The sequence below is a fragment of the Streptomyces thermovulgaris genome (genome assembly GCF_002155915.1).
In the GTDB taxonomy this organism is placed as follows: Bacteria; Actinomycetota; Actinomycetes; order Streptomycetales; family Streptomycetaceae; genus Streptomyces; species Streptomyces thermovulgaris.
On record NZ_MUME01000036.1, the window covers coordinates 20,272 to 33,692 of the forward strand.

Annotated in this window: 12 protein-coding genes; 6 read left to right on the top strand and 6 right to left on the bottom strand. The window is 73.8% G+C overall.

The genetic code is table 11. The features are described from left to right. The first annotated feature begins 20 nt into the window (after positions 1 to 20). The gene (locus CCN35_RS04430) at positions 21 to 857 is read left to right on the top strand and encodes an undecaprenyl-diphosphate phosphatase (RefSeq protein ID WP_067389608.1); all 837 of its coding nucleotides are present in this window, start codon (positions 21 to 23) and stop codon (positions 855 to 857) included. Between the two features lie 104 nt (positions 858 to 961). On the opposite strand, the gene CCN35_RS04435 is transcribed toward CCN35_RS04430, so the two are convergent. After that, on the bottom strand, positions 962 to 2,215 hold the full coding sequence (locus CCN35_RS04435; protein ID WP_079129546.1) for a D-alanyl-D-alanine carboxypeptidase family protein: 1,254 nt from the start codon (positions 2,213 to 2,215) through the stop codon (positions 962 to 964). Between the two features lie 321 nt (positions 2,216 to 2,536). Here CCN35_RS04435 and CCN35_RS04440 point away from each other — a divergent pair, with 321 nt between their 5' ends. Next, positions 2,537 to 3,322, top strand: a complete 786-nt coding sequence (locus CCN35_RS04440; RefSeq protein WP_067389611.1) for a class I SAM-dependent methyltransferase — start codon at positions 2,537 to 2,539, stop codon at positions 3,320 to 3,322. On the opposite strand, the gene CCN35_RS04445 is transcribed toward CCN35_RS04440, so the two are convergent. Continuing rightward, complete coding sequence (locus CCN35_RS04445) at positions 3,292 to 4,074, bottom strand: GntR family transcriptional regulator (RefSeq protein ID WP_079129547.1); 783 nt, start codon at positions 4,072 to 4,074, stop codon at positions 3,292 to 3,294. The two genes, CCN35_RS04440 and CCN35_RS04445, sit on opposite strands and share 31 nt — an antisense overlap. 129 nt (positions 4,075 to 4,203) lie before the next feature. Continuing rightward, complete coding sequence (locus tag CCN35_RS04450) at positions 4,204 to 5,370, bottom strand: serine hydrolase domain-containing protein (RefSeq protein WP_067389614.1); 1,167 nt, start codon at positions 5,368 to 5,370, stop codon at positions 4,204 to 4,206. A gap of 467 nt (positions 5,371 to 5,837) precedes the next feature. Here CCN35_RS04450 and CCN35_RS04455 point away from each other — a divergent pair, with 467 nt between their 5' ends. Both CCN35_RS04455 and CCN35_RS04460 read left to right on the top strand, forming a co-directional pair. Next, positions 5,838 to 6,689 carry a universal stress protein gene (locus tag CCN35_RS04455; protein WP_245863004.1) on the top strand — a complete coding sequence of 284 codons (852 nt, stop codon included), beginning with the start codon at positions 5,838 to 5,840 and terminating at the stop codon, positions 6,687 to 6,689. Positions 6,690 to 6,997: 308 nt separating this feature from the next. Then, positions 6,998 to 7,840 carry a putative protein N(5)-glutamine methyltransferase gene (locus CCN35_RS04460; RefSeq protein ID WP_079129556.1) on the top strand — a complete coding sequence of 281 codons (843 nt, stop codon included), beginning with the start codon at positions 6,998 to 7,000 and terminating at the stop codon, positions 7,838 to 7,840. Positions 7,841 to 8,042: 202 nt separating this feature from the next. Here CCN35_RS04460 and CCN35_RS04465 read toward each other — a convergent pair whose 3' ends face one another. After that, complete coding sequence (locus CCN35_RS04465) at positions 8,043 to 8,411, bottom strand: hypothetical protein (RefSeq protein WP_067389620.1); 369 nt, start codon at positions 8,409 to 8,411, stop codon at positions 8,043 to 8,045. A gap of 341 nt (positions 8,412 to 8,752) precedes the next feature. Here CCN35_RS04465 and CCN35_RS04470 point away from each other — a divergent pair, with 341 nt between their 5' ends. After that, positions 8,753 to 10,768, top strand: a complete 2,016-nt coding sequence (locus tag CCN35_RS04470; protein ID WP_067389623.1) for an FAD-dependent oxidoreductase — start codon at positions 8,753 to 8,755, stop codon at positions 10,766 to 10,768. 134 nt (positions 10,769 to 10,902) lie between these two features. Continuing rightward, complete coding sequence (locus tag CCN35_RS04475) at positions 10,903 to 11,454, top strand: PadR family transcriptional regulator (protein ID WP_067389626.1); 552 nt, start codon at positions 10,903 to 10,905, stop codon at positions 11,452 to 11,454. Between the two features lie 16 nt (positions 11,455 to 11,470). On the opposite strand, the gene CCN35_RS04480 is transcribed toward CCN35_RS04475, so the two are convergent. After that, on the bottom strand, positions 11,471 to 12,013 hold the full coding sequence (locus tag CCN35_RS04480) for a hypothetical protein (protein WP_067389631.1): 543 nt from the start codon (positions 12,011 to 12,013) through the stop codon (positions 11,471 to 11,473). A 315-nt stretch (positions 12,014 to 12,328) separates the two neighbouring features. After that, positions 12,329 to 13,348 (bottom strand): fibronectin type III domain-containing protein, encoded by a 1,020-nt coding sequence (locus CCN35_RS04485; protein ID WP_067389634.1) that lies wholly within the window; start codon positions 13,346 to 13,348, stop codon positions 12,329 to 12,331. Positions 13,349 to 13,421: the final 73 nt, after the last annotated feature.

Here is a 13,421-nt window from a genome sequence, read left to right on the forward strand (position 1 = left end):
TTCTCGGAACTGTGGAATCCATGAGCGCCATCTCCGTCGGTCAGGCCGTCGTCCTCGGAATCGTCGAGGGGGTGACCGAGTTTCTCCCCGTGTCCTCCACCGGCCACCTGAAGATCGCTCAGGGGCTCATGGGCATTCCCGTCGACGACAGGTCCGTGGTGGGGTTCACCGCCGTCGTCCAGGTCGGTGCCATCGCCGCCGTGTTCGTGTACTTCTTCAAGGACATCGTGCGGATCGCCTCCGCCTGGTTCCGGGGGCTGGCCGACAAGGAGGAGCGCCACCACCACGACTACAGGTTCGCCTGGTGGATCATCTGCGCCACGGTCCCCGTCGTCGTCGTGGGCCTGCTCGCCAAGCCCCTCGTCGAGGGGCCGCTCGCCTCCCTGTGGGTGGTGGCCGGTTCACTGATCGCCGGCAGCGGTGTGATGTGGTACGCGGACCGGCGGGGCCGGCACAAGCGCGGTGAGGACGACACCGGCTTCAAGGACGCGATGCTGGTCGGATCCTCGCAGATCCTCGCCCTGCTCTTTCCCGGCTTCTCCCGCTCCGGCGCCACCATGTCCACCGCGCTCCTGCTGGACCTGGACCGCGTCGCCGCCACCCGGCTGTCCTTCTTCCTCGGCCTTCCGGCCCTGACCGGCGCCGGCCTGTACGAACTCAAGGACGCGCTGGGCACGGCCGGGGGCGCCCTCCCGCTGGCCGTCGGCACGCTCGTGTCCTTCGTGGTCGCCTACGCCTCCATCGCCTGGCTGCTGAAGTTCGTCTCCAGGCACTCCTTCGACGCCTTCGTCGTCTACCGGATCGTGATCGGCGTGCTGCTGTTCGGCCTGCTGGGCACCGGGGCCGTCGAGGCCTGAGCGCCGGTGCAGGAGCGATCACGGCGCGGACCCGGCCCGCCGCCGGGCCGGACGGACCGGTGCGAGCACGCCGACCCGCGGGACGCACGACGGGCCCGGTGGCCTCACCCGCCGGGCCGGTGCACGCCGTGGGTGCGGAGCCCCGGCCCGTCGCTCCCCCCGGTCCCGTCGCCGTCCCGCCGGCTGCGCATGTACCGGCGGGCCGTGACTCCCGCCAGACCGAGCAGCAGGGTTCCGGCGCTCACCCCGAGCGCACTCGCGACCGTGCTTCCCACCGCCCGGTCCGGCCCGGAGGGGGGAGCCGTCGGGGACTTTGCCGCCGAGGCCTCCGCGCCGGCGTGCGACACCGGCCGCAGGGCGTCGAGGGAGCCGACCGGATCGACGTGCCCGGCCGCCTCGAACCCCCAGTCCAGCAGCTTTCGCGCCTCCTCGTACACGGTGAGCCCATTGCCTTTCTGAGGGTTCATCACGGTCACGACGAGAGTGCGTCCGCCCCGGCGGGCGGCGGCGATCAGCGTGTTGCCCGCCTTGCTGGTGTAGCCGTTCTTGATGCCGAGCAGCCCCGGGTACGGCTCCACGCCGTCGGCGCCGGTCAGCAGCCGGTTGGTGTTGGCGATCCGGTACGTCGTCCCGTCGTGGCCGGGGAAGGAGGCGTAGGCGGTGGAGCAGTACCGCGTGAAGTCCGGGTCGCGCAGCCCGGCCCGTCCGAACACGGCCAGGTCGTACGCGGAGGACACCTGCCCCTCGGCGTCGTATCCGTCCGGGGAGACGACCGTGGTGTCGAGGGCGCCCAGGGAGCGGGCCTTGCGCTCCATCTGACGGGCCGTGTGCTCCCAGCCGCCGTTGAGCGCGGCCAGCACCCGCACGGCGTCGTTGCCGGAGTTGAGGAACACTCCGTACCACAGATCGGCCACCCGGTACGTGTGGCCCTCGACGACCCCGACCAGGCTGCTGCCCTCCCCGATGCCCGCCAGCTCCCTGGCGCTGACGGTGTGCCGGACCCCGGCGGGGAAGGCCGGCAGCACGGTCAGCGCGAACAGGGTCTTCAGGGTGCTGGCGGGCGGCAGTCTGCGATGTGCGTCGTGGGCGGCGAGCACCTCGCCGGTGTCGGCGTCGGCCACCAGCCAGGACAGCGCGGAGACCTCCGGCAGAGCCGGTGCCCCGGCGCGGAGCCGGACTTGAGTGCCCCCCTTCTCCAGCAGGTCCGGCGGCGGCACCGTCGCCTTCTGCTGCCCCGGCGCACTCGGGCGTGCGGGGGCCGGGTCCGCGGCCGCGGCCGGAGGCGCCAGTGCCAGGACGCCTGCCGCGCAGAGCGCGCAGACGGACGCGACGGCCCGGAAACGAAGTCCGATCTCCATGTCGCAAACGTAGGGAGGGAGCGGTGAGGGAGGGACGCTTCCGGGAGCCGAACGGGAGGGCGAGCACTCGGTTGTCCTACGCATGTCCCGGCGAACGGCTGACGGGTGCCGCCGGCCGGACGCCGCCCGCCGGACCGTACTCGGAGGCGCAGGCTTCCCGGAGGCGCGGGACCTCGCCGGGGCGAGGAGTCCGGACGGCCGGGGCCCCGGCACGGGTGGGAGGGGCGTCGGACCGGGGCCGGCCGGAGCCGAGGAGCGGTGTGCGGCCGGAGGCAGGCCGTGGGGATGTCCGGACGGAGGGAGGTGTCTAAGCTGACCCGGGTGTTCAGTCCCGAAGGCCCCACCCTGCGCGAGCTCGCCGTTCAGGCGCTGTCCTCCGTCGAACGCGGCTACGACCTGCTCGCGCCGAAGTTCGACCACACTCCGTTCCGGACGCCGGATCCGGTGCTGGACGCCGTCGCGTCGGCGCTGGAGAAGAAAGGGCCGTTCGAGAACGGACTCGATCTGTGCTGCGGCACGGGGGCCGGTGCCGAGGTGCTGGCCCGGGTGTGCCGGGAGCGGGTCACGGGGGTGGACTTCAGCACCGGGATGCTGACCGTGGCCCGGGAGCGCGTGTCGGTCGAAGGGCCCCGGCTCGGCTGGGTGCGCGGGGACGCCCGGGCGCTGCCCTTCGCCGCCGCGTTCGACCTGGTCGTCAGCTTCGGTGCGCTCGGGCACTTCCTGCCGCGGGAACTGCCCCGGCTGTTCGGTCAGGTCCACTCGGTGCTGCGGCCCGGCGGCCTGTTCGCCTTCCCGGTGTCCGCTCCGCCGCGCCCCCGCTCGGCGGCGTTCTGGACGCTGCTCGCCTTCGACGCGGTGATGCGGGTGCGCAACGCGGTGTGGCGTCCGCCGTTCGTCATGTACTACCGCGCCTTCCGGTTCAGCGACCTGTTGCGGGAGCTGGAGCGGGCCGGTTTCCACGTGGAGCTGTGCCCGCTCGAGGAGTTCGGCCGGCGGGCCGACGGCAGCCCGCGGGCCCGGATGATCGCGGCCCGCAGGCTGCCCCGACGCACCGGCCCGGCCGGACGGACCGCGGTTCAGACGGCCGCGGGCAGGGTGAACTCGTAGACGAGCGCTTCCTGCCCGGCGTCCGCGTACAGGTCCGTGATCTCCAGGGGGCGCGCGTACTGGTCGTGGACGCGCCGGGTCACACGGACGGAGGAGCTGCCCGCGAGCCGGGTGATCGTGTCGCGGTGATGCAGGGTCAGCCCGGCCCGCCGCATCCAGTCGTAGGCCCGTCGCAGCTGCGCGGCGCACGCGCCGTCGGCGCGGTCCCGGTAGCGGCCCAGCTCGTCCACCTCGGCAAGGGCCACGGCGGAGAAGGAGGTCACCGCGATGCGCAGACCGGTGCCGTCGGCCGCCGCGGACTGCCAGCGGTGCACCAGGGTCGGCCGCTGCGGGGCGAGCCCCAGGGCCTCGGCGTGCTCCTTCGGGGGTGCCTCCCAGGCCACCGTGGCCCGGTCGAAGGTGTCCGGCTCGGCGGTGCGGGCACCGACCGGGAAGGTCAGGCAGGAGGGCGCCTCGACCGGCAGCCCGGCCAGCGCGGCATGGCTGCCCCGCCGGTCGGTGACGACCAGACCGTCGCGGCGCAGCACCTCCAGCGCCTGCCGCACGGTCTCCCGGCTGACCCGGAAGTGTGCGGCCAACTGCCGTTCGCTCGGCAGACGTTCACCCGGCGGAATGGTGCCGTCGCGCAGCTCGCCGAGCAGTGCGGTGGCGATCCTCCGGTACAACGGCCACTCCGTGTTCTCCCCGTTCTCCCCGTTCTCCCTGCTCTCCCCCTTCGCCGTCAGGTGCTCCTGGGGAATGGTGAGGGCCATGCCGCGCCTCCTGTCGGTGGCAGACGGTAGTCGTATGGGCTCATTGCGCTATCACCTCTAGCATTGGCCTAAACCAGTGGAAAGGGCGGTTCGGCGGTTCGACCGAAACCCGCCCCGTCCCGGAATCGGTCACAGCGCGCTGTACAGAGCGCTCACCAAGGCCGTCTTCCGCGGGTCGTCGGCGACATGAGGGCCCATCAGGTTCATCACATAGCCCAGTGACACCCCCGCCTCCGGGTCCGCCAGACCGCAGGAGCCGCCGAGGCCGTCGTGCCCGAATGCCCGCGGGTTGGGGCCGTAGGAGCCGTTCGGGCCGCTGAGCCACAGGCCGAGCCCGGCCTCGCTCTCCCGCCCGAGCCCGGTGCCCAGCACCAGATCCAGGCAGCTGCCCTGTCCCTCACGGACCCGCTCGGCCGCCTCGGGCGACAGCACGCGGTGCCCGCCGTACGTCCCGCGTCCGGCGAGGACGCCGTACAGCGCGGCGACGGCCCGCGCGGTGCCGTGACCGTTCGCGGCGGGGATCTCGGCGGCCCGCCATGCGGGCGTGTTGGCCTGGGCGGCGCCCACGAGCGGATTGGTCAGCGCCGCGACGGCCACGGGCGTCAGCTGGGCGAGGGAGGAGGAGCGTTCGCCGCTCCTCACCGCCGGCGCGTGCACCGGTTCGGCGACCCGCCCCGCCTCCTTTTCGGGCAGTCCGATAGTGAAGTCGATGCCGAGCGGCCCTGTCACCTCCCGTTCCAGGAAGGCACCCGGCAGCAGCCCCGTGACACGCCGTACGACCTCCCCGACCAGGAAGCCGTACGTCAGCGCGTGGTACCCGGACCGGGTTCCCGGTTCCCACCAGGGCTCCGTCGCCGCCAGCCGCGCACAGGTCAGCTCCCAGTCGCAGAGGTCGGCGAACGAGTGCGGTTCACGCAGGCCGGCCAGGCCCGCCCGGTGCGACAGCAGATGCCGTACCAGGACCTTCTCCTTGCCCGCCGCGGCGAACTCCGGCCAGTACGCGGCGACCGGCGCATCGAGGTCGATCAGCCCCCGGTCGGCGAGGATGTGCGCGCACAGCGCGGTCGGGCCCTTCGTGGTCGACCACACGGTGACCAGTGTGTCCCGCTCCCAGGGCCGGGTGCGCGCCGCGTCGGCCCAGCCGCCCCACAGGTCCACCACCGTCCTGCCGTCCACGGTGACGGCCACCGCGGCGCCCAGTTCGCCCCGGTCGCGGAAGTTCTCCTCGAACGCCGCGCGCACCGCGGCGAAGCGCGGATCGCAGTGGCCGTGGATCCGCAAGCCGTACTCGGACATGAACCCTCCGTCGCTCGCCTCGCCCGCCGGGACTTCGGACCGCCGCGGCACGGCCCGGGGCCCTTGAACGTACCGACTGGTCGGACCGGAGGGAAGGGGCCCGGTGTGCGCGGCTCCGCCGGGAGCACGACCGCGGGGCGGGGCGGCGCGACCGCCTCCCGGCGGGGCCTTGCGGCAGGAGGCAGGAACAACCGGGAGCAACAGGGACAGCAGCAGGAACAAGCGGACGAGGGGGAGAGCGGCGCCGGGTGACTGGTCCGCGAGCCCTGTGGAACCCGCCCTCCACGCCGTCCGGCAGCGGAGGCGGTGCCGCGTCCGGCACCGCCGAGGAGACCCATGACGAAGGACCCGGCAGCAGCGCGGCTCGCCGACCGCGGGGGAGCGGGTGCCCCCTCGCCGGGTCCCCCGGCCGGCCGCGGCGAGACGGACCGGCGGGCGCGGGCGACGGCCGCCGGCGGCCGGAGGCGGTGACCGTGGACCAGGGCATCGGCAGCGTCACCGCGGGCGTCGACGGCTCCCGGGCCGGGCAGGACGCCGCCGCCTGGGCCGCCCGGGAGGCCCGGCGCCGCAAACTGCCGCTGCGTCTGCTGCACGCCGGGACGGATTCCGTCCCGGAGCGGGCCGCCGAGGAACTGGCGTGCGCATACCCGCAGGTGGAGATCACCGTCATCCGTGCGCGGAGCCCCGCGGCAAAGGCGCTGCTCACCGCGTCGTCCGGGACCGGGCTGCTGGTGCTGGGCACCCGGGGCTTCACCGGATTCGCCGGGTTCCCGGTCGGTTCGGTCGCACTCGCCGCGGCGGCCCGCGCGTCCTGTCCGGTGGTGCTGGTCCGCTCGGGGGAACGGCCCGAGGACGAACGCGACGCCGTCCCCGGCACCCCGCCCGACGAGGCGCCCTATCTGCCCGTCGTCCTGGGCGTCGACCTGGAACGGCCGGCCGGGGCGCTCGTCGGCCAGGCCTTTTGCACGGCCGCCGTCCGCCCCGCCCCGCTGCACGTCGTGCACACCTGGACGCCGTTGTGTCCGGACCGGGGCGCACCGGCCGGGCCCGCCTGCTGTGCGGAGACCGCCGCCGAGGAGGACACCCGCCGGCACCTGCTCGCCGTGTGGCTGCGGCCGTGGCGGCGCAGGTTCCCCGGGACCGCGGTCGAGACCGAGGTGGTTCCGGGCCGCCCCGTGCAGCAACTCCTCAGGACGTGCGCCCGGGCCGGTCTGCTGGTCGTCGGACGCCGCAGCGGATCCGGCCGGGGCCTGGGCGAGGTCGCCCACTCCCTGATCCACCACGCCACCTGCCCGGTGGCGGTGGTCCCGTACGACTGACGACCGCGCTTCGGAAGACGTGCGGCGGCTCCCGGCGGCCGGAGCGGGACACGTCGGCCGCCGGCCGGGGCACCCGGTGCGCCGGGCTCCGGGGCGAGGGGCGTCGAAGGGAGGCCGAGGACATCACAGGGAAGGTGACGCCGGGGTAGGGTGGCCCGCGACCGTGGACGGTCCCGGTCGCGGACGGCCGAGGAGGTGGGACCCGTTACCGCTGTGTCAGAGCGGGTGCTCTCGCCCCGGAACGCGCGGATCACCGCCGTCGGGTGACCGCGGGAGCGCCCTCCGGCTCCCGAAAGGTCTCGGCCTCCATGACCGTTTCCCCTTCACCTCCCTCTCCCTCTTCTTTCTCCCCTTCCTCTTCTTTTTCCTCCTTCTCCGTCCCGCCCTCGCGTGCCCGAGTCGCCGCCGTGCTGCGCTCCGCCGGGTGCGTGTTCGCCGAGGAGGAGGCCGAGCTGCTGCTCGCCGACGCCCGGACGCCGGACGAGCTCGCCGCCCTGGTGGCCCGGCGTGTCGCCGGGCTGCCCCTCGAACAGGTCCTGGGCTGGGCGGAGTTCCACGGTCTGCGGATCGCCGTGGAACCCGGCGTCTTCGTCCCGCGGCGCCGGACCGAGTTCCTGGTCGACCAGGCGGCGGCCCGGGTCCCGGACGCGTCCGTCGTCGTGGACCTGGGCTGCGGCTCGGGCGCGGTGGGCGCGGCGCTGGCCGCCGTGCTCGGACCGCTGGAACTGCACGCCGCCGACATCGACCCGGCCGCGGTGCGCTGCGCCCGGCGCAATGTCGCCCCCGTGCACGGCACGGTCCACACCGGCGATCTGTTCGCGGCGCTCCCCGGGGACTTGCGCGGCCGTGTCGACATCCTCGCCGCCAACGTCCCCTACGTCCCCACCGGCGAGATCGGCCTCCTTCCGCCGGAGGCCCGTGAGCACGAGCCGCTCGTCGCTCTCGACGGCGGCACCGACGGTCTCGACGTCCTGCGCCGTGTCGCCGCCGAGGCCCCCGCCTGGCTCGCCCCCGGCGGCTGTCTCCTCGCCGAGACGAGCGGACGCCAGGCCCCGGAGGCCCTGGCGGTCCTCGCCCGGGCCGGCCTGACGGCGTGCCTGGCGGTGTCGGAGGACCTCTGCGCGCATGTCGTCGTGGGAACCAGGCGGTAGAACCAAGGGAAAAACCGGTGGGAGGACCGGGCGGCAGGCTCCGCCGATCGCGCTCCCGCCCGCCGCGCGCCCCGCCCGCGTTGCCGTGCCGGGCACACGACGGCCGCGCCACGCCCACGCGACGCCGCTGACACCGCGCGGCCCGCCCCTTCGGGCGGACCACGGAAGGCCCGGGGCACGGGATCCGGCCCCGGGCGGGGCGTCAGCGGTTCTCCAGGCGGACGTGGAGCTCCCGTTCCTGGTCGCCGGAGGTCGTGCACAGGTCCTGGACGGTGAACAGGGAGTCCAGGGTCTCGCGGAAGCGGTCGATCGCCCAGTAGCCGCCCTGCACGTCGGCGGTGACGGGCGCTTTGAGCCGGGCCGGACGGCCGCCCTCGTGGAACCCGGCCACGTCGAAGGTGCCGAGCCACACCGTGGGGCGCACCTCGTGGTGGTCACGGGGCACGTCGTCCGCGCACCGGTCGGAGGGGAAGCGGGCGCACAGGGCGTCGAACACGATCCGGGCGTCTTCCTTGGTGCATCCGCTCAGTTCCACCGAGACGGGTTCGGGGTGCGCTCGTTCGCTGTCCATCGTGATCGCTCCTCTCGCGGAGCGCCGCGTACCGCGTTCGGCGCTCCACCCCCTGTCCTCAGCACAGCACCTTTCCCAGGAGAACACCACCGGCGGTCCCCCACATCTCGGAGGCCCCCGGAGGCGCCCCCGGAGAAGCCGCGACGGCGTCCGGAGCACCCCGGCCGGACCACGGTCACCGGCCGCCTGTCCCGGCGCGGATCCATGCCGTCCGGCCGTCACCCGACCGGGCGAGGACACCGCCGGTGAGAGGCCGGGCACATCGGTTGTGCAACTAGTTGCACAAAGTCTCCCGGGTCCTCTACAACTGAACAGCCACACGACCGCCTACGGAGGGGCCGATGAGCCGTTACCCGCACCTGCTGAGTCCGCTGGACCTGGGATTCACCACGCTGCCCAACCGTGTGCTCATGGGTTCCATGCACGTGGGCCTGGAGGAGGCCGAGCGGGGATTCGAGCGGATGGCGGAGTTCTACGCCGCCCGCGCCCGCGGGGGAGTGGGACTCATCGTCACCGGCGGCATCGCCCCCAACGAGGAGGGGCGGCCGTACGAGGGCGGGGCGAAGCTCACCACCGAGGAGGAGGCCGAGCAGCACACGGTCGTGACCGAGGCCGTGCACCGCGAGGGCGGGCGGATCGCCCTGCAGATCCTGCACTTCGGCCGCTACGCCTACCACCGCGACCTGGTCGCCCCCAGCCCCCTCCAGGCGCCCATCAGCCCCTTCGTCCCGCGTGAGCTCACCGACGCCGACATCGAGCGGACCATCGAGGACTACGTCCGCGCCGCCCGCCTCGCCCGCCTGGCCGGCTACGACGGCGTGGAGATCATGGGCTCCGAGGGCTACCTCATCAACGAGTTCATCGTCACCCGGACCAACCGGCGCACCGACCGCTGGGGCGGTTCGTACGAGAACCGGATGCGCTTCCCGGTCGAGATCGTGCGCCGGGTGCGCGAGGCCGTCGGCGAGGACTTCATCGTCATCTACCGGCTGTCCATGCTGGACCTCGTGCCCGACGGCTCGACCCTGGAGGAGGTCGTCACCCTCGCCAAGGCCGTCGAGGCCGCCGGGGCGACCATCATCAACACCGGCATCGGCTGGCACGAGGCCCGCATCCCCACCATCGCCACCTCCGTGCCGCGCGGCGCCTACGCGTTCGTCACCAAGAAGCTGATGGGCGAGGTCACCGTCCCCCTCGTCACCACCAACCGCATCAACACCCCGGAGGTGGCCGAGCGGCTGCTCGCCGACGGATACGCCGACATGGTCTCCCTGGCCCGTCCGATGCTCGCCGACCCCGACTTCGTCAGCAAGGCCGCCGCCGGCCGCCCCGAGGCCATCAACACCTGCATCGGCTGCAACCAGGCCTGCCTGGACCACACCTTCAGCGGGCAGATCACCTCCTGCCTGGTCAACCCGCGCGCCTGCCACGAGACCGAACTGGTCCTGTCCCCGACCCGGCGGCGCAGGCGCGTCGCCGTCGTCGGCGCCGGGCCGGCCGGGCTGGCCTGCGCCATAGGCGCCGCCGAACGGGGCCACCAGGTCACCCTGTTCGAGGCCGAGGGCGAGATCGGCGGCCAGCTCAATGTCGCCCGCAAGGTCCCCGGCAAGCAGGAGTTCGACGAGACCCTGCGCTACTTCCGTCACCAGCTCGACGCGCACGGCGTCGACGTACGCCTGAACACCTGGGTGGACGCCGGTGACCTCGACGGCTACGACGAGGTCGTCGTCGCCACCGGCGTCACCCCCCGCATCCCCGAGATCCCCGGTGTCGACCACCCGAGCGTCCTCGGCTACCTCGACGTGCTGCGGGACGGCGCCCCCGTCGGCGACCGGGTGGCGATCCTCGGCGCCGGCGGGATCGGCTTCGACGTGGCCGAGTACCTCACCGACAGCGGGGAGGGGGCGAGCGAGGACCCGGCGACGTACTTCCGCCACTGGGGCGTCGACATGGAGCACCGCACGCCCGGCGGACTCGTCGCCCCCGAGCGGCCCGCACCGCCGCGCACCGTGCACCTGCTGCAGCGCAAGACCACCAAGGTCGGTGCCGGGCTCGGCAAGACCACCGGCTGGATCCACCGCACCGAGCTCAGGCAGCGCGGCGTCACCATGATCCCGGGCGTCCGTTACGACCGCATCGACGACGCCGGGCTGCACATCACCGTCGACGGCACGAGCACCGTCCTGGAGGTGGACACGATCGTGCTGTGCACCGGGCAGGAGCCCCGGCGCGAGCTGTACGAGAAGCTGGTCGCCGCCGGGCGCCGTCCGCACCTCGTCGGCGGGGCGGACGTGGCCGCCGAGCTGGACGCCAAGCGCGCCATCAAGCAGGGCACGGAGCTGGCGGCGGCCCTGTAGGGCCCCGGACGGCCCCCGGGACCCGGATGGTCTCCCAGGTCCCCGGACGGCCCCCGGGACCCGGGCGGTTCCCTGGGTCCCGGCCGGGGCTTCGGACGCCGGCGGGCATCCGGCCCGTCCCTAGGATGACCCCCATGTCACTCCCGCACGCGATCCTCACCGCCCTGCTCGAAAAGCCGTCGTCGGGGCTCGAGCTGACGCGCCGCTTCGACCGGTCCATCGGCTACTTCTGGTCGGCGACGCATCAGCAGATCTATCGCGAGCTGGGAAAACTGGAGGCGGAGGGCCTGATCCGCGCCCTGCCGTCCGAGCAGCCGGCCCGTGGGCAGAAGAAGAGCTACGAGGTCCTTCCCGCGGGCCGGGCCGAACTGGCCCGCTGGACCGCCACCGCCCAGGACCCGAAGCCGCACCGCGACGCCCTGCTGCTGCGGCTGCGTGCCGCGGCCGTGGTGGGCACCGCGGGCCTGGGGGCCGAACTCGAGCGCCATCTGGACCTGCACGAGCGGCAGCTGGCGGAGTACCTGGAGATCGAGCGGCGCGACTTCCCGCCCGGCAGGAACAGACCCGAGGACCGGCTGCGGCATCTGGTGCTGCGGGCCGGCATCGACCTGGAGACCTTCTGGATCCAGTGGCTGCGGCACGCGCTGGAGGAGTTCTCCGAACTGCCCGGCGACGGACCCCGGTGACGGAGGCACCGGCCGCTCAGAGCCGGTACGGCTTCGAACGGCGGCGCAGCACCCAGCCCGTGGCGATCACCGCGGCGCCGACCAGTGTCCCGCCCACCGCGAGCGTGACGGGTCCGTAGTCCTTGATGCCCCCGCCCAGGCCGCCCGCCACCCCACGGGGCGGTGCGGACGTGGCCGAGATCGACGGGGTGCCGCGGACGGCGCCGGTGACGGTGATGGTCTGGGAGCCCGCGGTGATGTTGTTGGAGCACACCACGACCACGGTGTAGGTGCCCGGGCTCACGCTCTGCCAGGCGGCGGTCTGGGTGGTCCTCGTCCCGGTCAGTGCCACCTGACGCCCCTGGGAGAAGTCCGTCTGGCTGCTGGTGAGCAGCGAGGCCGTGCCCCAGCGGCCGTCGACCTGGGTGCACGTGCTGGTCGTGACGGTCACGGTCGAGCCGCTGGAGCTGACGGTGATCCCCGGCTCGGCGGCGGCGGGCCCGGCGGCGAGACCGGCCGTGAGCGCGGCGGCGGCCACCGCGACCGAGCCCGAGCGCAGGAGCGACTGAGTATCACGCATGGGACTGTCCTCCGGCGGCACGGTCGGCGGGCCATCCCGTGTGCCGCCGAAGATAGGGAAATCGCCCGTGCTGCCTCGCTGCCAGCCAACCTCCCGTGCCTGCGGAAAGCACGCAGGGCGCGTCCATTCGGGTGATTCGCGCGGCTCGGGCGCGGTGTTCCCGGGCCGCGGCGGCCGCAGGGCCCGGCCCTGGCGGGGAGCGGATCCCGCAGTGGCGGCCGGACCCCGTTGCGAGGCCCGGGGAAGCGTGCCTGGGCTCCCCGGCCGCCGGGCCGGGAGGACGCCGCCGGAGGGGCGGAACCCCGGCGGCAGGGACTACGGCCGCCCCGTCGTCACCGTCCGCTCGGGTGAGAACGCGCCCCAGGTGCCGTCCGGCAGCATCGCCCGGATCCGCACCCGATGGGTGACCCCGGCCTCACGCCCGATGTAGAAGCTGTACGAGGCCTTCTCGCGCGGGGCGGTGCCGCCCCAGACCAGGGAGGTGGCCGGCTGCCCGTCGAGCTGGATCTGGTACTGCGTCACCACCCCGTCGACACGCGGGGGAACCCAGCTCAGGTCGAGATAGTAGGAGCCGTCCTTCCGGTGTGCCGTGGCGCGGAAGGCGGAGGGCGCGGTGGCCCGGCCGTCGTCGGAGCCCGGCGCGGTGGTGAGCCGGACGGGGGCACTGGCGGGGGAGAAGTTGTCGGCGGCGTCGCGGGCCCGCACGGTGAAGGAGTAGCGGGTGCCCGGCCGCAGGCCCGTGATCACGGCCGCCGTCTGGTTTCCGCCCACGCTGTGGATCTTCGTTCCGGACTGGTGGATCTCGTAGGAGACCACCTTCCGGTCGTCCTCCGAGGGCGACCAGGACAGCTGGACGATCCGGCTGCCCATCACCCGGCCGCGCACGTCGAGCGGCCGGGACGGGGCCGAGCGGTCCGCGACGGCGGCCGGGGTCGTCACCCGCACCGACCGGCTGGGCGGGCCGAGCCGGCCCTCGGTGTCCCGGGCCCGCACGGTGAAGACATACGTGGTCGAGGGACTGAGCCGGGTGATGTCCACCATGCGCTCGGAGGCCGGCACGTCCTTCACCTTCTTCGCCTTCGCGGTGCCCTGGTACACCTCGTATCCGGCGATGTCCGAGGCCGCGGCCGCCGCGTTCCACATGACGTGCACGCTGGTCGCACTCCCGGCCGTCGCGGTGACGCCGGTCGGCGCCCCGGGCATCCGGCCGGCGTCACCGTCGTCGGCGGCGCTTCGGCCGCACGCGGTCAGCAGGGCCGACGCGGCGACGCACAGGGCCACGACACGCCCGAGCGCGCGACGACGGCGGGAAGCGGGGGCGGGAATGCGTCGCACGAGGTCGGACTCCCCTTTCAGCAGCGGCGCAGACGACCTGGACGCCGCGTGAATATTGGTCCGGACCAATATG